This is a genomic window from Pseudarthrobacter sp. RHLT3-21 (assembly GCF_059383495.1).
Map to the genome: position 1 here is coordinate 135507 of NZ_JBWZCI010000005.1, position 23071 is coordinate 158577.

Genomic DNA, 23071 nt, shown 5'->3' on the forward strand with positions numbered 1-23071 from the left:
GCCCCCGCGGCATTTAACCGCGGGGCACAGCGGCACCTGTCCTTCAGGACAGGGCACCCGGCACTCAGGGCACGGGTTCGACGTCGTTCGCGTGGTCCAGCGGGGCGGGCGTACCGCCAGTTGCTGCGGCCGTGCCGGAGCGCAGCTCGTCCAGCCGGACCAGCACGACCCCGCCCACAATAAGGGCGCCGCCCAGGAGTTGGATGGCACCGGGCAGCTCACCCAGAAGCAGCCAGGCCCAGATCACGGCGAACAGAACCTCGGTCAGCGAGACGAAGGACGCAACCTTGGAGCCAAGGGCGCGGGCAGCGACAATGCCGGAAACGTACGCCAGGACTGTTGCCAGGATGATCAGGCCACCCAGGGAGACCCACCAGGGTGTGATCCAGGGGCCCAGCTTGGTATCCGCGGTGCTGAAGGCCATGGGAAGCAGTCCCGTGGCGGCCGCCAGCCACATGACGGCGGCCCCCACCAGCAGCCCGACCGACGCAAGGACGATGGGCGGCAGGGAATCATTTTCCTTGGCCGTGATGAAGAAGTAGATGGCAAGGCATACGGCAGCGGCCATCCCCCACAGGACCCCGATGATGTCGATCTTGACCGTTCCGGTGAGGTCCAGCACGAGGATCAGGCCGCCGAGCGACAGCACTGTTCCGCCGAAGGTCAACGCACGCGGCCGCTTCCTGCTGGCTCCCCATAGCCAAAGCACGATGAGGACGGGAGCCAGGTATTCAAGCAACAGCGCTACACCCACAGAGAGGCGGGCTACGGCGTTGAAGTAGAACAGCTGGCACGCGGCCACACCGATCAGCCCGAAAAGACCGATGGTGACCCAGTTGTCGCGCAGCTGGTACCACCGTCCGCGTAAAGCCAGAATGGCAGGAATGGCGAGAATCAGCGCCGCGCCGGTCAGGCGGGCCGTCACGGCGGCGCCCGGGGACCAGCCGGTTTCCAGGAGCGCTTTGGCGAAGGAGCCGGAGAGCCCGAAGACAGCAGAAGAGAACAAAGCGATTCCAAGACCGGAGCCAAGGAATCCGCCCGCGGCTGCGGGGTTAGGGGCGGCAGTCACCGACGCCTCCTGTCAGGAGTAAAGTAGGGTAATGGTCCTGACATTACGCCCGGTCCCAGTAAGGAGTCAAGATGGTCTTTGCCCCTGACACCGAAATTGCCCTGCGCACCGTGGTCAACCTGATCAACACCGCCGCCAACGGCCGTGAATCACTTGCCACGGTGGCGGACCTGGATCACTTCCTTCAGACCGAAGGGTTCAGTGGATCCCGCGCCGGCGATGCAGCGGAAGTGTCCAGTGTCCACGAACTGCGCGGCCGGCTTGCCAACCTGTGGACGGCAGAGGAAGACTCGGCCGTCGCGGGCGTCAACCGCTTATTGCGCGAGGCGAACGCACTCCCCCAGCTGATGAAACACGACGAGTGGGACTGGCATCTGCACGCCACCGCCCGGGATGCGCCACTGGCGGAGCGCATGGGCACTGAAGCCGCCATGGCCCTGGTGGACGTCATCCGGACCAAGGAGATGGACCGCCTTCTGGTGTGCGAGGCCGAGGACTGCGATGCGGTGGTCCTGGACCTCAGCCGCAACCGGTCTAAACGCTATTGCGATACCGGGAACTGCGCCAACCGCGCGCACGTCGCAGCGTACCGAGCGCGGCAGGCGACGGTTCGCTGAGCCAGGGCAGGGCCGGGCCCGGGCCGCCGCGCGGGGGGCGGGTGGGCTAGGAGTGGCTGGAGCCGGCGCTGTCAGCGTCCGGAGACTCAGGTGCGCCGCCGGCCTGGCTTGGCCCGTGTCCCCCGAATCCATGCGACGGCTTCCGCGCTGAACTCAGGTTGACGCCGGATCCCTTGCCCAGGTGCTCGGAGTTCTCCTTGTGGCTCATAGCCAGCATGGCGGCGATGACCAGCGTGACGATAAACGCGATGCCGGCGCCCGTGAAGGCGAGATCGAACCGCGGGGTCTTCGCGCTGCCGCCAGAGGCGAAGATCAACACCGCGAAGAAGGCGAGGACGGCCCAGAACGCAGAGAACATCAGCGGCCCCTTCACCGAGGTCCGCAGATTGCGCGGTTTTCCTGGTTTCTGGTCTGCCAAGGTAGTTCCTCTCCTACAGCCGTGCCGGAAGGGCGTGCTGGTTCGAATGTGTGCGGGGGTTGTTCCGAGCGTGTTTTCTACGCCGGGTAGAACCTTTCGCTTCTAGTTTACGGCTTCGCGGAGGCGGGCCGGGAATCGTGCCTCAGCGTCAGCCCGGACAGGACCCACAGCACACCGGAGATGATGGCCCCACCGCCGGCGACGCCCAGCAGGGCATGGGCTCCGAGGCTGATGAAGAAGGGCAGGATGGCTGCGGTACCAAGCCCGATGATGCCCGAGGCCAGCCAGTCGCGGGCCAGCACGTGCCGGCCGCGATACCGGAGTCCGCAGTTCAGCTCCACCGCTCCGGCCAGGCCAAGTCCCACCGCCGCGACGACGCCAAAGACCCGGTCCCCGTGAAGCAGCGCCACGGCAACACCTGCGCCTGCCAGGGCGGCCCCTGCCGCGGAGAGGATTTTGCCGGGCATACGCTCACGCGCGTAGCCGGTCTTGGGGATGGCCCAGAGCAGCAGCAGGCCCGTGACAAGCAGATATAGTCCGCCTGCCCAGCCCATGACCTGGACCGACGGTCCGCCCCAGAAAATGGTCACGGCGCCGAACGCCAGTGCGGCCACGGCCCTGAGCAGTACCGGCTTCCACAGGTCAGCCTGCTGGGCGGTGCCTGCGGGAGCATCTGTGGGTGTCAGTGGTTGGTTCACCGGTCCAGTTTAGTGGCCGCTGGGCTTATGGCGAACCCAGCACCAGCCAGCGGTCCGACCGGGCGCGCAGGCCCAGTGTCACGGCCCGGGCGGCCATATAGCCCAGCGCAAAGGCGGCCCACAGCCAAACGAGGCCTGCAGCAGCGGACATGCCGGAGACAACAACGGCCACGAGCATGGGGACGTATACGGCGAGGTTGACCACGCCCGCCAGCGCTAGGTACTTGGCGTCCCCGGCGCCGATCAGCACACCATCCAGGACAAAAACATAACCGGCAAGGGGCTGACCGGCGGCCAGGATCCACAGAGCGTATGTCAGCACGGATTGGACGCCGGGGTCGGAGGTGAACAGCGCCCCCACCCAGGGCGCAGCGATGGCCAGCAGGGCCCCCGTAAGCACACCGAATCCGACACCCCAGCGGATCATGGTCCGGGTCAGGTGCCGCGCCCTGACGGGGTTGGATGCGCCCAGTTCCTTGCCGATCAGGGCCTGGGCGGCGATGGCAAGGGCATCGAGGGCAAAAGCGAGGAAGGAGAAGATGGTCATGGCCAGCTGGTGCGCAGCCAGGTTGACGGCACCTTGCCCCGTAACCACAAAAACCGTAGCCAGGATGGCAATCCGCAGGCTCAGCGTGCGGAGCATGAGCCACGAACCGACCCGGGTCATCGCGCGGATACCGCTCCAGTCGGGCCACAGGCTGATGCCGTGCCGGGCAGCATTTCGCTGAACCATCGCCAGATAGACGGCCGCCATGGCCCATTGCGCCACGCTGGTGCCTGCCGCCGAGCCCGCAACGGACCAGCCCAGCCCGTAGACCAGCCAGAAGTTAAGGACAATATTCAGGGCAAAGCCTGCGGTGGCTACGAGCAGCGGCGTCCTGGTGTCCTGCAACCCGCGGAGAACACCAGTGCCGGCAAAGATGAGCAGCATTGCCACCAGGCCGGGCATGGACCAGCGCAGATAGTCAGCGGCGAATGAACGCACCTCACCCTCGGCGCCCATCAGGGACACCAGCGGTTCAGCGGCCCAGAAGCCGGCCACCGCCAGGACTATGCCCAACAGAAGTGCCAGCCAGACGCCGTCGCGCCCTGCGGCGAGTGCCTTGCCCAACTGCCCGTGTCCCATCGCGCGGGCCACCGCCGGGGTGGTGGAGTAGGCGAGGAACACCATCAGGCCGACGGCGGTGTGCAGCACGGCGGAGGCGAGCCCCACACCGGCCAGCTGGGCCACACCAAGGTGTCCCACAATGGCCGAATCCGCGAGCAGAAACAGCGGTTCGGCGATCAGCGCCCCGAACGCCGGGACGGCGAGCCGCAGGATTTCCCGGGCATGGCTCGCGGGACGCTGCACGGCAGCGGGGGCGGATTGGTTGGGCACAGTTTCAGCCTAGCGGCCGGCACCGACCGTCTGGCGGCTGCGCTTCCGTGACGCCGCAAGTCATGACCAAGGACACAATGGGCGGCATTTAGTTGACACTTCAACAAACGATCACCGAGACTCGATTCATGAATCAGTCACGCCTTACCACCACCGCCACCACCGTCCTGCGCGTCATCCTCGGCTTCCTCTTCGCCGCCCACGGCTGGCAGAAATTCAACGAATGGACCATCGCCGGAACCCAGGCCGCGTTCGCCCAGATGGGCGTGCCCGCAGCCAACGTCTCAGCACCCGTCATTGCAGGCCTCGAACTGGCCGGCGGCATTGCCCTCATCCTTGGCGCACTCACCCGCGTGGTGGCCGCCCTGCTGGCCGTAAACATGATCGGCGCCCTCGTCCTGGTGCACGCCTCGGCCGGAGTCTTCGCCGACAAGGGCGGGTACGAACTGGTCCTGCTCCTGGGCGCTGCCGCCCTGGCACTCGCACTCACCGGAGCTGGCCGCGTGTCTGTGGACCGCGTCCTGTTCGGCCGCAAGGGCTCCAAACTGGCAGTCCTCGCGTAAGGCGGACTCCCACAAAGCAAACGTAAAGCCCGACGGCGGACAGGCACCCAGGTGCCGGTCCGCCGTCGGGCTTTAACGTCCCTGGCCGTCAGAACGTCAGCCGGTGACCCCGGTCAGTTCATTGGCGACGCGTTCCAGGACGGCACTCCTGACCACCTTTCCCTCAGTCAGGTCAACGGCGTGGATGGTGGAGGTGGCCGGCTCCGTGACGTAGGCCGTTGAGCCCTGGACGAACAGGGTGGGGCGGGGATCCTGCCAGGCATCCGGCTCCGTCCAGGCGCCAACCACGGAAATGGCAGCGGTGACCTCGCCGTTCGTCGGATCAATGACGTGGAGCGCCCCGTCCGTGCCCAGCACCAGGGCCTCGCCGGCCGGACCGCGGCCCAGGGAACGGAAGGAATAGCTGGTGCCCAGGTCCACCAACCGCAGTGTCCCGGTGTCAGTGTTGACCAGTGAGATCCGGGTGGGCCGCTCAAGGTCGGCATCCCTGTCCACCTTGTAGTCGCCGAGGATCACCGGCGAGGCGGGGCTTCCGGCCTGGTTGCCCATGCGGCCGTACATGTCGGGGCTTGCGAGCTTGGTGAAGGCGCCGTCCCGATAGACCAGCATGCCGTCCTCGCAGCCCACCACCACGGCGTCACCGCCTGCCACGGCCTCGCCATGCACGCCGGGGCAATCCTCGTTGCGGAGCAGTTCGCTGCGACCCTGCCCGCCGTCGTTGCTCGGCGCACTCAGCAGCGCGAGGCCGTTGCGGCCATCCTCGTTGCCAAGGGTGACCAGCAGCTGCCCATCCGCCAGCGGCACTGCCACGCCATGATGGGCTTCGGGTGTGGTGTAGGTGCTGGTCGCGGGCAGGCCGGTCTTGAGTGCGCCAGTCAGCGCGGCCGGATCAAAAACTTCCACCTTCCCTGAACCGTCATTGAACAGCACTGTCTTCTCTGCGTGGTTGACCACATGGCCGGCCTTGTTGGCGCCGAAGGCCCGGTCCGTCAGCCGGGGTGCGGCGACATAGGAGTGCCCGTGGTCGCCGTGCGCCTCTGTCCACACGCCGGCGTCAAAGATGCGGAAGGAATCTCCGGTGGCCACCAGGACGTGCCGGCCGTCGCCGGCCGGACTGAGGCGGTTGAATCCCTCCAACGGCACCTCCCCCACCGGCCCGAGCGTCTTCGCGTCAAGAACCGTAATTCCCGCATCGTGGGTCAGGACCAGCCGCGGGGAGGGGGCCTGGCTTTCCTTTGCTTGCCTTGGTGCGGGAGCCGCTGAAGCGCCGGCTGAGTCAGCGCCTGCGCTCGGCGACGGTCCGGAGCCCGCGCCCGGGGCGGCCCCGCATGCCGTGAGGAGCAGTGCCGAAACCGCGAGAACTGCCGGCAGAGCCTGCGGATATGAGCGCATGAGGCCGGGATATGTGTGAGCTTTAGTCATAGTGCTAACGATAGTCATTATCAATAGTGGTGCAAGTCGAATGACCTCGCCCGCGTCATGGTGAGACCTCCAGCGCGGGGCATGTTCACCCAAAACAACACACTTGACATCAAAAACTCCCAGAAAACAATCAGGATACCCTTGACCTCTACAACGTTGTACTGATAAACCTGTGAGCGATCACATGGACGGTATGCATCACCGCCCAGGTCGCAACATCCGAGGCGTCAACCTTCCGTTCCGGCTCCTGCCGCCAGTCCGCTGGCCGGCCCCAACCCCAGGAAAAGCACCGCGCACAAATTCTCCGTTCGTATTGAAACGATCCAAGTCCGACACAGTGGTTGGGCTCCCCGCCACCGCTCATCAAAGGAGATGTTCGTGAACAATCCCCCTCAAGACAGTCCGTTCAGCAAGGAAGGACCCCCTCGCGGCAGCACGGGCAGACGCCTTTCCAAGGGCACCAAAGCCGTGACGGCAGCCGTCGCCTCGGCGGCCATTGCCTTCACCGGCTTGCCTGCCGTCCAGGCAGAGACTCCCCTGCCGGCCGTCGGCAGCGGATTCCAGTTCGACTTCGGCCCCGGCAACACCGAGGCCGGCTACACGCAGGTGGAGGCGTCAACCGGGTACTCCGCCGCCGGCAAGTTCGGCTTTACGGACACCGCCGCTACGTCCGGTGTGGACCGCGGCACGGGCGACGCCCTCCGTTCGGACTTTGTCCAGGCACAGGGCAGCAGCTTCCTGGTGGACCTGCCCAATGGCGACTACACCGTCAAGCTCATCGCCGGAGACGCCTCCGAGGCGACCAACATCGCCATCACAGCTGAGAAGATGGCCAAAGTCCAGATGACGGACAAGGCCGCCGGCCAGTACCTGGAAATGGAGTTTCCCATCTCCCTGGTTGACGGCCAGCTGAACCTGGATTTCAGCGGCACGGCGGCCAAGATCAACTCGCTCGTGATTGCGGCCCGCGCGCCGCGGACTGCCACCACTGACCCCGGCATCTACCTGGCCGGGGACTCCACGGTCCAGACCTACGACGCCGGGTACGTCCCGCAGGCAGGCTGGGGCCAGATGATCGACCGCTTCTTTGATGACAAGGTGGCCTTCAGGAACCACGCCATCGGCGGCCGCAGCTCCAAGAACTTCATCAGCCAGGGACGGCTCGACGAGATCCTGCGGGTCATCAACCCCGGGGACTACCTCATGGTCCAGTTCGGCCACAACGATGCCACGTTCGGCGTCGATGACCGTTACGCGTCCCCCGCTGACTACAAGGAATACCTACGGACCTACGTCCACGGCGCCAAGCAGCGAGGCGCCACCCCCGTGCTCGTCACCCCGGTGGGGCGTCGCGACTTTGACGAGGCCACCGGCAAATTCAACGTCAGCTTCCCCGAGTACGTCGCCAAGATGCAGGAACTGGCCACCGAGGAGAATGTGGCCCTGGTTGATCTGTCCGCTCTGAGCCGCGCCTACTACGACGCCATCGGCCCGGAGGACACCAAGTCGGTCTTCCTGCACGTCGACGCCGGCGTTTACCCGAACCGGCCGACGGGCACCGTGGACAATACACACTTCCAGGAATACGGCGCCATTCAGATAGCCCGCCTGATCGCCGGCAGCGTGAAGCAGCTCAGCGTACCGCTGGCCTCGCACGTCCTGGAGGTCACACCGCCGTCGTCCGTTCCCGCGAAGCCGCAGGCCCTGGTGGCGGGAAGTGTGTCCAACGCCGGCGCTCTCCTGAAGTGGCAGCCGGTTGATGGCGCGGACATCTACAAGGTCTACCGGAAACTCGCGTCAGAACCGGACAGCTCCTGGACGCTGGCCACTACGGCCACCGTCCCGACAGCCAACCTCACCGGGCTGGCCGAAGGCACTGCGTACAACGTGCGCGTCGCCGCCATGAACGGCAAGGGGCTGTCCGAGCCCAGCGATACCCTGAACGTGACCACCAAGGAAGCCAAGTACCGCTTCGACTTTGGACCGGTCGGAGCTCCCGTGGAGACCGGCTACACCGAGGTCAACCGGACCATGGCCTACACGGCCCAGCGCGGCTTCGGGTTCAAGGACATCAGCGTCCTCAGCGACCGCGACCGGGGCGCCGTGACCACCAACCTCCTGCGCGACTTTGTGCTCAGCGGCGCCAGCTTCGAATTCCAGCTCGACGTCCCGAACGGCACCTACGCCCTGAAGACGTACCACAGCGACTGGATCGGCTCCACCCGGACCGACGTCGCCGCGGAAGGCACCCCTTACGGCCAGGTCGCCTCCAGCAAGGCTTCCTCCGCGACCAAGATCATCAACCAGGTCCTGGTCTCCGATGGCCAGCTGAACCTGACCATCAGTGGTTCCGGCCAGCGACTCAACGGCCTCGAGGTCACGCCGCTGCTGGTGGGTCCCACCAACCTGCACACCACTGCTGTGGACGCCGGCTCCGAACCGCCGGCCGTCGACCTCGCATGGGACGCGGTGGGAGACGCCGCCAGCTACAAGGTGTTCCGCCAGGCCTCTTTCGATACCGAGTCCCGGCTGATCGCAGAGAACGTCGCGTCCGCTTCGTTCCGCGACAGCACCGCGTACGCCGGCCTCAGCTACAAGTACTTCGTCACGGCGTTGGATTACACCGGCCTGGAATCGGTGGCCTCGAACACCGTGGACGTGGCCCTGGTCGATCCCAACACCCCGGTTCCGGCCGCCACCGGCAAGCTGGACGTCAAGGCCGTTGAAAAGACCAGCGTCAGCCTCAAATGGAAGAAGGTCCCCGGCGCCGCGGCGTACCAGGTCTACCGGTCCACCTCCCCGGACGGGCCGTTCGACTATGTGGGCCGGGCCACCGAGATGAACTACACCGACACAACGGTGCTGACCACCATCCGTTACTACTACCGCGTAACCACGGTGAACAAGGGCGGCGAATCCGCGCCGTCCGCCGTCATCGGGACCGAGAAGGTCACTGTGGTGAACCGGCAGATGGAGAAGCTGGACCGGGCCCCCGTCGCGCTCCTGACCGGCGAGGGTGTCCGGGTCGGCTGGCGCATGTTGGGCCTCGATCCGGAGCAGATCGGCTTCCATGTCATCCGCGACGGCGTCCAACTCACCGCCGAGCCCATCAGGAACAGCACCACCTTCCTTGATGCCGGGGGATCCCCTGGATCCAAGTACGTCATCAAGGCCGTGGGCAACGGCGGGGACCAGCTCACCGCCGAGTTCACGCCACTTGCCCAGGACTACCTGGCGGTGAAGCTGGACAAGCCTGCCGACGACTACACCAAGGACGGCCAGCCCTACAGCTACTCCGCGGGCGATTCCAGCGTTGCCGACGTCGACGGCGACGGCACGTATGAAGTCATCCAAATGTGGTCCCCGTCCAACTCCAAGGACAACTCACAGGCGGGCTACACCGGCACCGTTTATGTGGACGCCTACAAGATGGACGGCATTAAGCTCTGGCGCATCAACATGGGCCCGAACATCCGGGCCGGCGCACATTACACCCAGCTGCTTGCCTACGACTTCGACAGCGACGGCAAGGCCGAAATCGCCATGAAGACGGCGGACGGCACGCGGGACGCCGCCGGAACCGTGGTGGGTAACCCCACTGCGGATTACCGCAACAGCAGCGGCTACGTGCTGACGGGGCCGGAGTACCTGACAGTGTTCCATGGGGCCACCGGGACGGTCATGGACACCGTGGCTTACGACCCGCCCCGGGGCGATGTAGCAGCCTGGGGCGACGGCTACGGCAACCGCGTGGACCGTTTCCTCGGCGCCGTTGCGTACCTGGACGGTGAACACCCCTCCATGATGTTCAGCCGCGGCTACTACACCCGCACGGTGCTGGCCACCTACGACCTCGTGGGCGGCAAGATCGTCAAGCGCTGGGTCTTCGATTCGGACATCGCTGGCGCCCAGTACCGCGGCCAAGGAAACCACAACCTCTCCGTGGCGGACGTGGACGCCGACGGCAAGGACGAGTTCGTCTTCGGCTCCCTGACCATCGATGACAACGGCAAGCCGCTCTACAACACGGGGCTTGGCCATGGCGACGCGATCCACACGGGCGACCTGGACCCCACCAGGCCGGGACTCGAAACGTTCGCCGCCCACGAGGACATGGGTTCAAGCGGCAACAAGGGCGCAACGTTCCGCGACTCCCGGACCGGTGAAGTCCTCTGGAGCATCCCGGCCGTCAAGGACACCGGACGCGCGGCGGCCGGCGACATCGACCCCCGCTACACCGGGGCCGAGGGCTGGGCAATCGGCGGCGACGCCGCCTGGAACTCCCCCGTCGGCGAGCTCCGGTCGGCCAAGGGCGAACTGATCGCCAACAACATCCCGGCAGCCAACTTCCTGGCGTGGTGGGACGGAGACTTGCTTCGCGAAATCGTCGACCACGACTGGGATGCCACCGCCAACAAGGGAACCCCCACAGTCTCCAAGTGGAACTGGGAAACCGCGTCCAGCGACCGGCTCCTGACGGCAACCGGATCGAAGTCGAATAACAGCACCAAGGGCACACCGGCTATCCAGGCTGACCTCCTCGGTGACTGGCGTGAGGAAATCGCCTGGCCGTCGTCGGACAGCACGGAGCTGCGGATCTACACCACCGCCGCAGCCACGGACGTCCGGCTGCGGACGCTGATGCACGATCCGGTCTACCGGCAGTCCGTTGCGCGCGAGAACATCGCGTACAACCAGCCGCCGCACCCCAGCGTCTTCATCGGGGTTGGCATGGAACGGCCCGCACAGCCGGATATCACCTACGCGGGCGCAAAGTAACCACCGGCAGCCGGCAATCCTCAGCAGAACTGCCCTGTCCGCCCCAAAAGGCGGGCGGGGCAGTTCCTGTTGCGGATATGCGTCAGCCCCGACCCTCCGGTAACACGACGTCTCAGTAAGATCGCAGCATGACTGAGACCGCAGCCAACTCCGTAACCCTCCGCTTCCTGGCCGCCCCCACGGATGTGGGCCACAGCGGATCCGTGGACGCGGGGACCGTCCTCGAATGGGTGGACAAGGCTGCGTACGCTGCCGCTGTGGGCTGGGCCAAGTCCTACTGCGTCACCGCCTATGTGGGCAACATCCATTTCGCGGACCCGGTGAACAGCGGCGACATGGTGGAGGTGGAGGCCACCATCGTCTACACGGGACGTTCCTCCATGCACATCCAGACCGTCGTCTCTTCAAGCGATCCCAAGGGCGGGCCAGCCACGATGCGCAGCCAGTGCATGGTGATCTTTGTTGCGGTCGGCGACAACGGCAAGCCGATACCCGTCAAACAGTTCGAGCCGGTCACGGCAACGGAGCTCGAACAGCGGGACCACGCCCTGGCCCGGATCAAGGTCCGCGAACGCATCGTCGAAGCCATGAACGCCCAGGAATATACCGACGCCGGGACCGCCGAACACGTAACGCTGCGGTTCATGGCCGCCCCCACGGACGTGAACTGGGGCGGAAAAGTGCACGGCGGCATCGTCATGAAGTGGATCGACGAAGCCGCCTATGTCTGCGCATCCCGCTACTGCGGGATGGACACCGTGGCGGTATTCTCCGGTGGCGTGCGCTTCTACCGGCCCCTGCTGATCGGCCATGTGGTGGAGGTCGAGGCCAGGCTGGTCTATACAGGGACCAAAGGCATGCACATCGCCGTACACGTGCGCTCCGGTGATCCGAAGGGCAAGGAACTCAACCTCACCACGTATTGCCTCACGGTGGTGGTGGCGCGCGACGCCGACGGCAACTCGGTGCCAGTCCCCGGCTGGGTGCCGGTCTCGGCGGAGGACAAGCGGCTGCATGCCCACGCCCGCGAACTGCTTGAGATCCGTGGGACCGCTCCGGGGAACCGTCTGCCCAACCACCTGCTGGGGCAGGGCTAAGCCAGCGGGAAGCCTTGCTCAGGCAGGGCCAAGCCAGCCAGCCCGGCCGGGAACGGACCTAGAAGCCGCTGCCTCCGGCGTCGGCCGCCATGTTGGCGAAGCGCGAGTAGTGACCCTGGAAGGCCACCACAATGTCCTTGGTGGGGCCGTTACGGTGCTTGGCGATGAGGATGTCCGCCTCCCCCGCACGCGGGGATTCCTTGTCATAGACGTCCTCGCGGTGCAGCAGGATGACCATGTCCGCATCCTGCTCGATGGAGCCGGATTCACGGAGGTCAGAGACCATGGGCCGCTTGTCCTGGCGCTGCTCGGAGCCACGGTTCAGCTGCGACAGGGCAATGACCGGGACCTGGAGTTCCTTGGCCAGCAGCTTGAGCGCACGGGAGAACTCGGAGACTTCCTGCTGGCGTGACTCGACTTTCTTGCCGGAGCTCATCAGCTGCAGGTAGTCCAGGATCACGAGCTTCAGGTCATGCTGCTGCTTGAGGCGGCGGCACTTGGCCCTGATTTCCATCAGCGACATATTCGGGCTGTCATCGATGAAGAGCGGGGCATCATTCATCCGGCCCATGGTGGTGGCGATCTTGGACCACTGCTCGTCTTTGATGGTGCCCTTGCGCAGGTCCTGGAGACCAATGGTCGCTTCGGCGGACAGCAGGCGCATGGCGATTTCGTTCCGGCCCATTTCGAGCGAGAACATGACCGTGGCCAGGTTGTTCTTGATGGCCGCCGAGCGGGCGAAGTCCAGGGCAAACGTGGACTTACCAACTGCCGGACGGGCGGCGATGACGATCATCTGGCCCGGGTGCAGCCCGTGGGTGAGTTCATCGAGTTCGTAGAACCCGGTGGGAACACCAGTCATGCCTTCCCCTCGGTGTCCGGACGCTTCGATCTCGTCCACCGTGGCTTCCATGACGTCCTTGAGGACCACATAATCCTCTGCTGTGCGCCGCTCCGCCACGGCGTAAACCTCGGCCTGCGCCTGGTTAACCAGGTCCTCCACCTCGCCGTCGGAACCGTATCCCAGCTGGACGATTTTAGTGCCCGCGTTGACCAGCCGGCGCAGAATGGCGCGCTCTGCCACGATCTCGGCGTAGTAGCCGGCATTGGCGGCCGTAGGGACAGTCTGGATGAGCTCGTGCAGGTAGGCGGGGCCGCCGATCCTGTTGATCTCTGCGCGCTTGGTCAGTTCGTCCGAGACGGTGACGGCATCCGCCGGCTCGCCGCGGCCGTAGAGGTCGATGATCGCCTCGTAGATGGTCTCGTGCGCAGGCCGGTAGAAGTCCTGGCCGCGGAGGATTTCCACAACGTCCGCGATAGCGTCCTTGGACAGCATCATGCCGCCGAGGACGGACTGCTCGGCGGGAATGTCCTGTGGTGGCTTACGGCTGCCTTCTGATCCGCGGGTACCCTCGATCGAGTCCAGGTGCGTTACTGACAAAGCTGCCGTCCTCCATAGTGTGCCGCGTCAAGATGCGGCGAGTAAGTCGTTTACCTGCCGGCTGCCATCCAGCGGGACCTCCCCGGGACGGCATACGTTCAGGTCTATCAGCGGCCACCGACAATGAAGCCCGGCGGGCCCGATTGAGTCTGCGCAACTTGGAGTCTGCGCAACTTGGAGTCTGCGCAACTTGGAGTCTGCGCAACGCGCGTTGGAGTTATCCCCATGTTCCGCAAAGTTATCCACAGAATGCGCCCCAGCGGCCGGACCTAAGGCCTCCACTGCGGCGACAGCACATGTCCGCGACGGCGTCATCGCGCCCCAAAAGCAGGTATCCCGCAACGGTAGCCGCCACCGCTCCAGCGTCCAAGCCCACAAGCCGGGAGGACTGTGGATAACCTGTGCACTAATGGGCATAGCTTGTGCACAGCCTGTGGGTGAACCTGTGGAAACAAAAAAACTTTTGCCACATGCAAGCGTCTGACCTGCGAAAACGTTCGTCGAGGATGTGGACTAAATTCTTTTTTTCCTAACCTTCATCCACAGCTTGCGGCGCGGCGCCGTTGAAAGTTCTGCCGTTCCGGGCGCCTCAACCTACGATTCATGCCCCCAAGGTGATGCGACGCACACCTGTCGGAATTTTTTGACGTCGCAGCGAATCGGCTGTATGCAACGGCAGGAATATGCTGTGGATAACGTGCATCTGGCATAAGCTCTGACTATGGGCGACGTACTGATGGTGTTTCTGCCGGCCGGCGTGTTGGCGGCAATAATCTGGGCATTCACCACGGCACTCAGGCCACGTGATTCCGGGACTTCCGACGCCGAGAAGTACCAGCAGGACCTGGCCAGGCGCTCTGCGGAGCACTATGCCGAGCAGGTGCGCGTGGCAACAGCGGTGCGTGCCCGCCTCGAAGCCAACACCCGGCCCAGCCAGAACGAACAGCAGCAGTCGCAGCAGGAAGACCATGCCCGGGCGGCACAGCGCGGGCAATCCGGAGCGGGTGCCGGCCAGTTTGGCTATGCGGCGCTGCCCGGCGGTCATCTGGACCCTCAGCTGGCCCTGCAGTTGCAGACGATGGCGCACGACGGACACAAGATCCAGGCCATCAAACTCCTCCGCCAGGCAACCCACACGGACCTGGCCACAGCCAAAAAGTATGTAGATCGGCTTTAGAAATGGAATCGCTCGTGATCCCCGTTATCATCCTCGCGGTCGTGGCCGCCGGAGTCGCACTGGCGGCCCGGGCGCTCAGCAGGCGGCAGGCGGCCGTCAAGCAGGCCGGGACCGCCCCCGCGCCGGATCCGGTTGAGGTGGCCCGCCTGGCCGCCGCCAAGCTCTCTGAGGACCAGCACCGCAGGTTGTACGCGCTGATTGCCCAGGGACAGGCGATGGCGGCCATCAAGCTGTACTACGAGGCAACAGGAGACGGCCTGCGGGCATCCCGGGACGCGGTGGGGGCGTTGGCCGCCCATCCGCAGGCCTACCGCAGTCCTGCGGCTGAAGCGGCGGAGGCAGAGCCCGACGACGACGACGCGCCCCAGCGGTTCCCCTACCGTTACCGCGCCATCGCCAGCAAGGGCGACGTGACGCGTGAGGTCAGCAGCAACATGCTCAACGACGAGATCTACGGCCGCATCCGCACGCTTGCGCGCAGTGGCGACACCGAAGCCGCCGCCACTGCCCTCACCAGGCACTCGGACATCTCCCTGAAGCAGGCACGCGAGTTCATCGCCCTCCTGGACGACTAAGCTACTGGACCACCCGGCTCCTGGTCCCCCAGGGCCCCTAGCCAGGTCCCGCCGCGCCGTCCGGCTGTCAGAAGTCGAAGAGGTCTCCCAGCCAGCCTTCCTTCTTTTTGGGACGCCGGCGGTCGTAGTCGCGGTCATGCCCGGGCTTGTTGTACTTCCGGTCGTCGTAGCGCGACTGGTCGAACCGGGGCTGCTCAAAGCGGGGCTGCTCGCGACGGGGTTCAAAATTCGGATACAGCGGGGGCGGAACCGGGGCAGGCGCCGCGGCCGCCGGGCGCGGCGTCGGAGCGCTGCCACCCATGGCATCGTTGGCGCGGTCGATGATTTTGTCCAGCTCACCGCGGTCCAGCCAGACGCCTCGGCACTGCGGGCAGTAGTCGATCTCGACGCCGCCGCGTTCGCTCATGATCAGGTCAATTGAATCCACAGGACACTTCATGTTCCGGTCAACGACCGGGGAGACCGAATAGTTCGGCAGCCGGGGTTCCCGGGGCGGACGGGCGCGGCCGTTGCGGACGGCCGCCTTAGCGTCCGCCGGAAATGCCCGCCAGGAGCTGCTCGAACGGCAATGACTCCAAGGCCGCCGGCTTGCGGGCGGACTGCTCCCCCGCCAGGAGGGCGGCAAACTCAGCCGCCGCACGGTCGATCCGCGACGATAGGGGCGAACCGCCGTCGTCCGTGTTTCCCCAGTCCTGGGGGCCGGCGAAAACGGCCGTTGCGGCCATCCGGGTGCGCAGGTAGCTGAAGAGCGGGCGCATTGCGTACTCAAGGACCATCTGGTGGCGGTCCGTACCGCCGGTGGCGCCCAGCAGGACAGCCTTCCCGTCCAGGGACTTGGGGTCCAGGACGTCAATGAAGGACTTGAACAGGCCGCTGTAGGAGGCGCTGAACACCGGGCTGACGGCAATGATGCCATCGGAAGCCTCCACGCCGGCAATGACATCCGCCAGGCGCGGGGCCGCATAGCCGGTGACGAAGTTGTTGGCGATGTCCACCGCTAGGTCCCGGAGCTCAACGATCTCAACCGTTACCTCAAAACCGGCATCTGCGAGGCGGTGCTCCGCTGCAGCGGCGAGCTGGTCGGCGAGCAGCCTGCTTGAGGACGGCACGCCCAGGCCGGCGGACAGCACGGTGATGCGGCGGGTTTCCACTTGGACTCCTGAGGTTCGGTACAGCGGAGGTTACATGTATTTGCATGTACCTGGGTAACCAGCGACTGTCCGCGTTTATTCCACGGGCTCTACAGCACCACCGTGCCGCTGATGCAAGTGGTGGAACTGCCGCCCACCCAGACGTCTTCGCCGACAGCTTCTACGTGGACGCGCCCCGCCCGGCCCAGCACCGTACCCTGCGCTGCCGTATACGAATTCGGCGCACGGCCACTGCCGATCAGCCACTGTGCAGCGCCTGCGTTGAAGCTCCCGGTGACGGGGTCCTCAGCCGCAGCGTCTCCCGGGATGAAGGTCCGAACCTCAAAGTCGGTTTCGGCGTCCGCAGCATGCCGCCCGATCACACCCACTTTCAGGCCAGCCAGGGCGGCGAAGTCCGGCCTGATGCCGAGCACCTGCCCGGCGGACTCCAGGAAAACGCCGATCCATTCCGGGCCATTGACCAGCCAGGAGCCGTCCAGAAGCGCCGGGCGCGGCAGGCGAAGGCCCACTGCGATCCGTGCCATGTCCGCTTCCGCCACCGGTCCGGAGCGCGTCAGGGGCGGCGCAGCGAATGCCAGCCGTCCGCCGTCGCGCTTCACGCGGACGAGGCCGGCCGCGCATTCCTGGACCAGGACCCCGTCCCGCTTCGGGACGCCACCGGCCTCGAGCCACGCATGCGCCGACCCCAACGTGGGATGCCCGGCAAAGGGGAACTCCTCGTGGGCGGTGAAGATGCGGACGCGGTAGTCGGCGTCGGGATGCGTCGGCGGCAGGAGGAAGGCGGTCTCCGAGAGGTTGGTCCAGTTGGCGAAGCGCTGCATCTGTTCCGCGCTGAGGCCTACGGCATCAAGAACCACTGCGAGCGGATTGCCCCGGTAGGGTTCGTCCGTGAATACGTCCACCTGGGTGAACGGACGACGGCGGCGCGCGGGGGAAGAATTCTGGCTCACCGCGGCAGGCTATCACCCCGGGCCGCCGGGCTGACACGCCTGCCACGGGGTGGGAGACTACCGGCATGACGGAAAACAAGACCCAGCCCACCGACCGTACCGTTGAGGACTTCCTGGCGGCGGTGGAGCACCCGGTACGCCGCGAGGACGGGTTCGAACTGTTGGACCTCATGCGGCAGATCACGGGGCATGAGGCAGTCATGTGGGGGCCAACCATCGTCGGATTCGGCAGCTACCACTACCGGTACGAAAGCGGCCACGAAGGGGATACCGCTGCCATGGGCTTCTCACCGCGCAAGGCGAACCTCGCCCTGTACGGGCTGACGTACGGGCCCGACGCGGAGCATCTGCTTCCGCGGCTCGGCAAGCACAAGACCGGAGTGGCCTGTCTCTACATCAACAAGCTCGACGATGTGGACCGCGAAGTCCTGGCCGAGATGGTACGCACCGGCTACGGCCACGTTATGGCAGAGCTGCACCAGCCCTGACGTCCTTCGAGATGGCATTAGGCGGCAGTCCCGGTCGCCGACACTGCCGCCTAATGCCATGTCGGGCAGCGCAGGCACAGAAAACCCCCGCTGCCGGTGACGGCAACGGGGGTTTTCGTGCAGTTCAGGACTGCGTAGCGGGAAGGCTACTTGCGCTACGCAGCGCCCCTAAAACCTCGCAAGCTCGGTTTCAGGGAACCCTGCACTACTTGCTGGCGACTACGTTGAGCTCGATCACAGCGGCAACGTCAGCGTGAAGGCGGACGTTGGCCTGGTAAGAACCGACCGACTTGATGTGAGTCGGCAGTTCAACCTTGCGCTTGTCGATGCGGCCAAGGCCAGCGGCCTCAACAGCGTCGGCGACGTCGGCCTGCTTGACGGTGCCGAACAGGCGTCCGGTCTCGCCAGCCTTGACGACGAGCTTGACCGGCTTGGCCGAGAGTGCAGCGGCCTGCTTCTGAGCATCTTCCAGGGAAGCGTGCTCGCGGGCGGCGCGGGCAGCCTTGATGGACTCAACCTGCTTCTCGCCACCCTTGGACCAGGTCAGGGCGAAGTTGCGGGGCAGCAGGTAGTTACGTGCGTAACCGTCCTTGACCTCGACAACGTCGCCAGCAGCACCGAGACCGGTTACTTCGTGGGTCAGAATGAGCTTTGCCATGTTAGTTAATCCCTTCCCTAACCGCGGCCAGCGCCGGAGTAAGGCAGCAGTGCAACTTCGCGGGCGTTCTTGATTGCCTGGGCGATTTTGCGCTGTTCCTGCACCGTGACGCCGGTGACGCGACGGGCGCGGATCTTTCCGCGGTCGGAGATGAACTTGCGCAGCAATGCTACGTCCTTGTAGTCGATGACAGTGATGTCAGCGGCCTTCAAGGGGTTGGACTTTGGTTTGGGCTTACGGAGTTCAGCCTTAGCCATCGTGGAGCTCCTATTCTATGGAGCCCGTGGATATTGATCCACGGGATGGTGGTGGTCCGACGGCGGCAGTCACCTCCGGTGCCTTGCGGCACTTTCGGCGGTCCCGGCGTCGGGCCTAAATGATTGGTTTAGAAGGGAGGTTCGGAATCGGGGCCGTTGCCCCAGCCGCCACCTGCGTTGGAGACACCGGGCGTAGCCCAGGGATCCTCCTGTGCAGCCGGCTGGTTGCCGCCACCGAAGCTTCCACCGGAGTTGCCGCCCTGGTTTCCACCAGAGTTGCCGCCTCCGAAGCCACCGCCGCTGTTGCCGCCGCCGAAGCCACCCTGACCACCCTGACCGCCGGAGCGCTGGGTGCGGTTGACCTTGGCATTGGCGTAACGCAGGCTCGGGCCGATTTCATCGACTTCGAGTTCAATAACGGTGCGCTTTTCGCCTTCTTTTGTTTCGTAGGAACGGCTCTTCAAACGGCCGGAAACGATCACGCGCATGCCCTTGGTGAGGGACTCGGCAACGTTCTCGGCTGCTTCACGCCATACCGCTGCGCGGAGGAACAGGGTTTCCCCGTCCTTCCACTCATTGGACTGGCGGTCAAAGGTGCGCGGGGTGGAAGCGATGGTGAAGTTCGCTACTGCCGAACCTGACGGTGTGAACCGCAATTCCGGGTCATTGGTGAGATTACCGATGACCGTAATAGTGGTTTCGCCTGCCATCTACTGCCTCCTTGTTCGATCCTGGGTGAAGAATTCGATCCTGCGGGGTAAAGAATGAAAATTGGAGCTGAAATTACTCAGCAACAACCTTCTGCTCTTCGGGGCGGGTGATCTTGGTGCGCATGATGGTCTCGTTAAGAGACAGCTGGCGGTCAAGTTCCTTGGCGGTGTCCGGCTTGGCGGTGAAGTTCACCACGGCGTAGATACCTTCGGACTTCTTCTTGATTTCGTAAGCCAGTCGACGACGGCCCCAGATGTCAACCTTTTCGATGGTTCCACCATCGTTGGTGATGACGTTCAGGAACTTCTGAAGCGACGGCTCAACGGTACGCTCTTCGACCTCGGGGTCGATGATTACCATCAATTCGTAAGGACGCATATGTGAACCCACCTCCTTTGGGCTAAGCGGTTACGGCATTTCCGTAACAGGAGGTTCATTTGCGATGCCGTGCGGTGCCCGACCAACAGAACGGAGGCAGGGCGCAGCACAGACTTCAATATCTTAGTGCATTTGGACCGGATAGGCGATTCGCGCTTGACTCAAGGCTAGGCGCCGTGGCCCGGGAGCGGAAGCCGGGATGCGCGTATGTGGATAACTTCCCAAGTGGAGAACGGCCCGAAAATGAGTACTTAAGCGCCGGGACTTCGCTGGTGCGGGCACATGACGGGAGCTATATTGCTATCCAACGGCTGGGAACCGTGCTGGTCGCGATAACGCGGCCAGGAAATCCGGCCCGCACGGTCACGAAAATGACCGGACGGTCCTCGTCAAGTGTGAAATGCAAGCAGCGGTGGTCTCCTTCGATGAACGGATGGGGACCACATGTCGTTAATAGGGCGCACCAAAGAGTTGGAGCGGATCCTCTCTGTGATCCGCAAGCCCAAGGAGTCCGCCCTGACGATTGTGGGCCGGCACGGCATGGGCAAGTCCGCGTTGCTGTCCGAAATCCCGCGCCTGTCGGACTACAGGACTGTTGTACTGCGGGCCAGCGCCTCCGAATCGGACTGGCCGCTGTCCGGCCTCACGGCACTGTTGAACGGCATTGATGATCCCGTCCTCAGCCGGTTCGCGGACGAGCTGCTGCGGGATTCAACCGGCGCCATGGACGTCCCCACCGTGTCCAGCATGCTGCTGAACGGACTTCACCAGCGCTCTTCCTCACGGACCATCATTGTCATCGACGATGCAGACCAGCTGGATCCCAGCAGCCAGGCTGTGATCGGATTCCTGGCCCGCCGCCTGTCCGGTACTGACATTGCCCTGTTCACCAGTGTGCGCGAAGAATCGCCGGACAGCCCCTTCGACAGCCTGCCCACCCTTCAGCTGACGGCCCTGGACTACAACGACACCGTCCGGATGCTGGAGTCGATACCGGCGCGTCAGTCCGCGACTATGGCCGTCCACGCCGTCGCCGCAGCAACCCAAGGCAACCCGCTTGCCGCCGTCGAGCTCTACACCTGCCTGCTGGAGCGCCACGCCGAGGGGAAATACGCACTCCCCATTCCGCTGCCCTGCAAGGGAAGCTTTGAATCCGAATTCGCCGCAACGGTGGGTGCGCTCACCCCGGCCGCCCGGCATGTCCTTGATCTGATTTCACTGTCCTGCCGAAGCGACATCGCGGCACTGGAAAAGGTCTACGACGAACTGTGGACTGGCGTGGATGAGCTGCTGGCCAGCGGTATGGTCAGCCGGTCCGGTCCGCACCTGCGGATCCGGGACCAGCTCCTGCGGGGCTATGTCTTTGCCGCGATGACACCGGCCATCCGGACGGCCAACCACCGCGCCCTTGCAGAAGCAGCGGGCGAAACAGACCCGCATTCGCGCCGGTGGCACCTGAGCTTTACGGCGTTGGAGCGCCAGACGCCGTTCAGCCTCCTCCGACATGCCGTTGACCTGATCCGGGACGGCGACGTGTCCTTCGCTGTGGAGTACATCGAGCGGGCCCTCACCATCAATCCCTGGGAAGCAGAAACGGCGGCTCGGCTCACTAGGGTTGCGGAACTGATGTTCAACCGGGGTGAATTCGTTTATGCCAAGCGGTACCTGGACTGGGCGCAGCGGGTTACCCGCAATCCGGCCCTGATCCTTCGGCTGACCGGCCTCGCCTTCGAAATCCAGTTCATGCAGGGTGCGGCCGTGCGGCCCAGCATGGTGCTGCGGCTCGCGAAGGAATTCGGCCAGCACGACCCCGCCTACGCGGCCAGCCTTTTGTCCGTCGGTTCGCTCTACTACGCAGAGCGGTGGGAGCTGGAGGCCGCCCTGAGCCTGCTTCGTTATGCCGAAAAATTCAAGGACGCCGCCTCGAAGGACAGCCTCGCGGTGGCAGACCGTGCCAGGCTCCTGATCGACGCAATCAGCGGGAACACCGAGCGCCTGACGCGCAAACACGATGCCGAGGACGGGACCGTGGCCGCGCTCCTGGTGCAGGGGCGTACCCTGAGCTATGCCGAGCATCATGAATCCGCCCAGGAGGCCTTCGCGATCGTGCGGAACGCCGTTGACGCGAGCAATATCAACTGGCGGGAAACCGCAGACTACCTCGCCGTGGACAATGAGATCCGCGCGGGGAATGTCCGGAAGGCCATCCGGCTCATCGACGACCTGGAAGTCAGCGAACGCGAAACCAAATACCACCGCGGGATGCGGCACATCTTCCGGGTATGGCGGGCACATTCCCTGGGCGATGAGGCGCTGGCGCAGCTCTATGTTGCGGAGGCCCAGCATTTCGCCGGGGCGGACAGCCACCGTGCCATCACTGCCCAACTGGCCGCCTGCCAGGGCCACTTCGCGTTGATGCGGGGCAACCTGGCCGAGGCATTCGCCCAGCTGTCACGCGCCGCGGAGATCGGCATGGCGTTCGCCAATCCAGCGCTGCTCCGCTGCGAGGCTGACCTGGTGGAGGTCCTGGTCCGGATGGGGCGGCACCGCGAAGCGACCCAAGCCCTGTACCGCCTTGAGAGCCGCTCCGTGGGGCTGAGGTCTCCCTGGCTGCTCACGGTGGTGGCCCGCAGCCGGGCCATGCTGGCGGACGGGGAGCAGTCGCTTCAACTGTTCAGCCAAGCCCTTGAGGGCAGGGGCGCCCGCGATTCCGTGTTTGAACGCGCCAGGACTTTGCTGTGCTACGCGGAGCGGCTGGGCGCCTTCGGGCGGCGGCGTGATGCCAGGGACGGACTCATGCGCGCAAAAGTGATGTTTGACGAGGCCGGCGCGGATGCCTGGACACAGCATGTTGATTCGCTCCTGCTCGACGACCGCGTGGAACCGTCCCGCGCAGCAGGTAACCCCGCCATGCTCGTGCTCGCCGACCACGAACGTGCCCTCGCTAAGATGGTGGCCCGCGGCATGCGCAACAAGGAAATCGCCGGCACGCTTTATGTTTCCGTGCGGACCGTTGAAGTGCGCCTTACGGCGATCTACCGCAAGCTGGGCGTGGAGTCCCGCGCGCAGCTGACGGCCCTGGCGGCCGGTAAGGACGCCGCCGCACGCGAGGCGTACGTCCTGCCTGTCCCGTAGGGCAACCCTGCAGTTGCAGGTACCCGCAGTATCCACACTGTTCCCTTACCGCACCCACAAAGGCCCTCCCTTTCCCCGCTGCAGGCGTCAGTTCCCGGCTAATTTTGCA

Annotated in this window: 21 protein-coding genes; 8 read left to right on the forward strand and 13 right to left on the reverse strand. The window is 64.9% G+C overall.

Translation table 11 applies throughout. The features are described from left to right. Positions 1-64: 64 nt before the first annotated feature. Positions 65-1069, reverse strand: coding sequence for an EamA family transporter (locus AC50YA_RS07810; RefSeq protein ID WP_494981734.1), 1005 nt, complete (start codon positions 1067-1069; stop codon positions 65-67). A 71-nt stretch (positions 1070-1140) separates the two neighbouring features. Here AC50YA_RS07810 and AC50YA_RS07815 point away from each other — a divergent pair, with 71 nt between their 5' ends. Next, positions 1141-1686 carry a CGNR zinc finger domain-containing protein gene (locus tag AC50YA_RS07815; RefSeq protein WP_494981735.1) on the forward strand — a complete coding sequence of 182 codons (546 nt, stop codon included), beginning with the start codon at positions 1141-1143 and terminating at the stop codon, positions 1684-1686. A 46-nt stretch (positions 1687-1732) separates the two neighbouring features. On the opposite strand, the gene AC50YA_RS07820 is transcribed toward AC50YA_RS07815, so the two are convergent. From AC50YA_RS07820 to AC50YA_RS07830, 3 genes are all read right to left on the reverse strand, one after another. Further along, the gene (locus tag AC50YA_RS07820; RefSeq protein ID WP_494981736.1) at positions 1733-2104 is read right to left on the reverse strand and encodes a hypothetical protein; all 372 of its coding nucleotides are present in this window, start codon (positions 2102-2104) and stop codon (positions 1733-1735) included. A 107-nt stretch (positions 2105-2211) separates the two neighbouring features. Beyond that, positions 2212-2802: a hypothetical protein gene (locus AC50YA_RS07825; protein WP_494981737.1), complete on the reverse strand. Its 591-nt coding sequence runs from the start codon at positions 2800-2802 to the stop codon at positions 2212-2214. A 25-nt stretch (positions 2803-2827) separates the two neighbouring features. Continuing rightward, a complete protein-coding gene (locus AC50YA_RS07830; RefSeq protein ID WP_494981738.1) occupies positions 2828-4180 on the reverse strand; it encodes an MATE family efflux transporter in 1353 nt (450 codons plus the stop codon). Between the two features lie 128 nt (positions 4181-4308). Here AC50YA_RS07830 and AC50YA_RS07835 point away from each other — a divergent pair, with 128 nt between their 5' ends. Further along, a complete protein-coding gene (locus tag AC50YA_RS07835; protein WP_160676147.1) occupies positions 4309-4743 on the forward strand; it encodes a DoxX family protein in 435 nt (144 codons plus the stop codon). A gap of 96 nt (positions 4744-4839) precedes the next feature. Here AC50YA_RS07835 and aztD read toward each other — a convergent pair whose 3' ends face one another. Then, complete coding sequence (gene aztD, locus AC50YA_RS07840; RefSeq protein ID WP_494981739.1) at positions 4840-6165, reverse strand: zinc metallochaperone AztD; 1326 nt, start codon at positions 6163-6165, stop codon at positions 4840-4842. 378 nt (positions 6166-6543) lie between these two features. On the opposite strand from aztD, the gene AC50YA_RS07845 reads away from it, so the two are divergent. Together AC50YA_RS07845 and AC50YA_RS07850 are read left to right on the forward strand one after the other, a co-directional pair. Further along, positions 6544-10944, forward strand: a complete 4401-nt coding sequence (locus tag AC50YA_RS07845; protein WP_494981740.1) for a rhamnogalacturonan lyase family protein — start codon at positions 6544-6546, stop codon at positions 10942-10944. Positions 10945-11072: 128 nt separating this feature from the next. Further along, on the forward strand, positions 11073-12041 hold the full coding sequence (locus AC50YA_RS07850) for an acyl-CoA thioesterase (protein ID WP_494981741.1): 969 nt from the start codon (positions 11073-11075) through the stop codon (positions 12039-12041). Positions 12042-12099: 58 nt separating this feature from the next. Here the strand turns inward: AC50YA_RS07850 and dnaB are convergent, their stop codons facing one another. Continuing rightward, entirely contained in the window at positions 12100-13482 is a 1383-nt protein-coding gene (gene dnaB / locus AC50YA_RS07855) for a replicative DNA helicase (protein ID WP_058930676.1), read from the reverse strand. Between the two features lie 721 nt (positions 13483-14203). Here dnaB and AC50YA_RS07860 point away from each other — a divergent pair. After that, positions 14204-14659: a hypothetical protein gene (locus AC50YA_RS07860; protein ID WP_494981742.1), complete on the forward strand. Its 456-nt coding sequence runs from the start codon at positions 14204-14206 to the stop codon at positions 14657-14659. 2 nt (positions 14660-14661) lie between these two features. Then, the gene (locus AC50YA_RS07865) at positions 14662-15234 is read left to right on the forward strand and encodes a hypothetical protein (protein ID WP_494981743.1); all 573 of its coding nucleotides are present in this window, start codon (positions 14662-14664) and stop codon (positions 15232-15234) included. Between the two features lie 67 nt (positions 15235-15301). On the opposite strand, the gene AC50YA_RS07870 is transcribed toward AC50YA_RS07865, so the two are convergent. The 3 genes from AC50YA_RS07870 to AC50YA_RS07880 all read right to left on the reverse strand — a co-directional run bounded on the left by AC50YA_RS07870 (position 15302) and on the right by AC50YA_RS07880 (position 17335). Beyond that, positions 15302-15673 (reverse strand): TFIIB-type zinc ribbon-containing protein, encoded by a 372-nt coding sequence (locus AC50YA_RS07870; protein WP_494981744.1) that lies wholly within the window; start codon positions 15671-15673, stop codon positions 15302-15304. A gap of 85 nt (positions 15674-15758) precedes the next feature. Next, the gene (locus tag AC50YA_RS07875) at positions 15759-16385 is read right to left on the reverse strand and encodes a CE1759 family FMN reductase (protein WP_494981745.1); all 627 of its coding nucleotides are present in this window, start codon (positions 16383-16385) and stop codon (positions 15759-15761) included. Positions 16386-16474: 89 nt separating this feature from the next. Beyond that, positions 16475-17335, reverse strand: a complete 861-nt coding sequence (locus AC50YA_RS07880) for a PhzF family phenazine biosynthesis protein (RefSeq protein WP_494981746.1) — start codon at positions 17333-17335, stop codon at positions 16475-16477. A 65-nt stretch (positions 17336-17400) separates the two neighbouring features. Between AC50YA_RS07880 and AC50YA_RS07885 the strand changes: the two genes are divergently transcribed. Continuing rightward, positions 17401-17823: a DUF1801 domain-containing protein gene (locus AC50YA_RS07885; RefSeq protein WP_494981747.1), complete on the forward strand. Its 423-nt coding sequence runs from the start codon at positions 17401-17403 to the stop codon at positions 17821-17823. Positions 17824-18028: 205 nt separating this feature from the next. On the opposite strand, the gene rplI is transcribed toward AC50YA_RS07885, so the two are convergent. The 4 genes from rplI to rpsF all read right to left on the reverse strand — a co-directional run bounded on the left by rplI (position 18029) and on the right by rpsF (position 19827). Further along, positions 18029-18481: a 50S ribosomal protein L9 gene (rplI, locus tag AC50YA_RS07890; protein WP_494981748.1), complete on the reverse strand. Its 453-nt coding sequence runs from the start codon at positions 18479-18481 to the stop codon at positions 18029-18031. A gap of 17 nt (positions 18482-18498) precedes the next feature. Continuing rightward, positions 18499-18738 (reverse strand): 30S ribosomal protein S18, encoded by a 240-nt coding sequence (gene rpsR / locus AC50YA_RS07895; protein ID WP_003800144.1) that lies wholly within the window; start codon positions 18736-18738, stop codon positions 18499-18501. A gap of 128 nt (positions 18739-18866) precedes the next feature. Continuing rightward, positions 18867-19448, reverse strand: a complete 582-nt coding sequence (locus AC50YA_RS07900) for a single-stranded DNA-binding protein (RefSeq protein WP_354251226.1) — start codon at positions 19446-19448, stop codon at positions 18867-18869. Positions 19449-19521: 73 nt separating this feature from the next. Beyond that, positions 19522-19827, reverse strand: coding sequence for a 30S ribosomal protein S6 (gene rpsF / locus AC50YA_RS07905; RefSeq protein ID WP_011693941.1), 306 nt, complete (start codon positions 19825-19827; stop codon positions 19522-19524). Positions 19828-20271: 444 nt separating this feature from the next. Here rpsF and AC50YA_RS07910 point away from each other — a divergent pair, with 444 nt between their 5' ends. Next, entirely contained in the window at positions 20272-22962 is a 2691-nt protein-coding gene (locus tag AC50YA_RS07910; protein WP_494981749.1) for a helix-turn-helix transcriptional regulator, read from the forward strand. Positions 22963-23071 lie beyond the last annotated feature (109 nt).

Excerpts from the sequence above, each read along its gene's own strand:
- rpsF (WP_011693941.1), bottom strand. The coding sequence starts at position 19,827 with ATGCGTCCTTACGAATTGATGGTAATCATCGACCCCGAGGTCGAAGAG.
- AC50YA_RS07870 (WP_494981744.1), bottom strand. The coding sequence starts at position 15,673 with ATGAAGTGTCCTGTGGATTCAATTGACCTGATCATGAGCGAACGCGGC.
- AC50YA_RS07900 (WP_354251226.1), bottom strand. The coding sequence starts at position 19,448 with ATGGCAGGCGAAACCACTATTACGGTCATCGGTAATCTCACCAATGAC.
- AC50YA_RS07910 (WP_494981749.1), top strand. The coding sequence starts at position 20,272 with ATGTCGTTAATAGGGCGCACCAAAGAGTTGGAGCGGATCCTCTCTGTG.
- aztD (WP_494981739.1), bottom strand. The coding sequence starts at position 6,165 with ATGACTAAAGCTCACACATATCCCGGCCTCATGCGCTCATATCCGCAG.
- rplI (WP_494981748.1), bottom strand. The coding sequence starts at position 18,481 with ATGGCAAAGCTCATTCTGACCCACGAAGTAACCGGTCTCGGTGCTGCT.
- AC50YA_RS07835 (WP_160676147.1), top strand. The coding sequence starts at position 4,309 with ATGAATCAGTCACGCCTTACCACCACCGCCACCACCGTCCTGCGCGTC.
- rpsR (WP_003800144.1), bottom strand. The coding sequence starts at position 18,738 with ATGGCTAAGGCTGAACTCCGTAAGCCCAAACCAAAGTCCAACCCCTTG.
- AC50YA_RS07865 (WP_494981743.1), top strand. The coding sequence starts at position 14,662 with ATGGAATCGCTCGTGATCCCCGTTATCATCCTCGCGGTCGTGGCCGCC.
- AC50YA_RS07885 (WP_494981747.1), top strand. The coding sequence starts at position 17,401 with ATGACGGAAAACAAGACCCAGCCCACCGACCGTACCGTTGAGGACTTC.
- AC50YA_RS07860 (WP_494981742.1), top strand. The coding sequence starts at position 14,204 with ATGGGCGACGTACTGATGGTGTTTCTGCCGGCCGGCGTGTTGGCGGCA.
- AC50YA_RS07815 (WP_494981735.1), top strand. The coding sequence starts at position 1,141 with ATGGTCTTTGCCCCTGACACCGAAATTGCCCTGCGCACCGTGGTCAAC.
- AC50YA_RS07850 (WP_494981741.1), top strand. The coding sequence starts at position 11,073 with ATGACTGAGACCGCAGCCAACTCCGTAACCCTCCGCTTCCTGGCCGCC.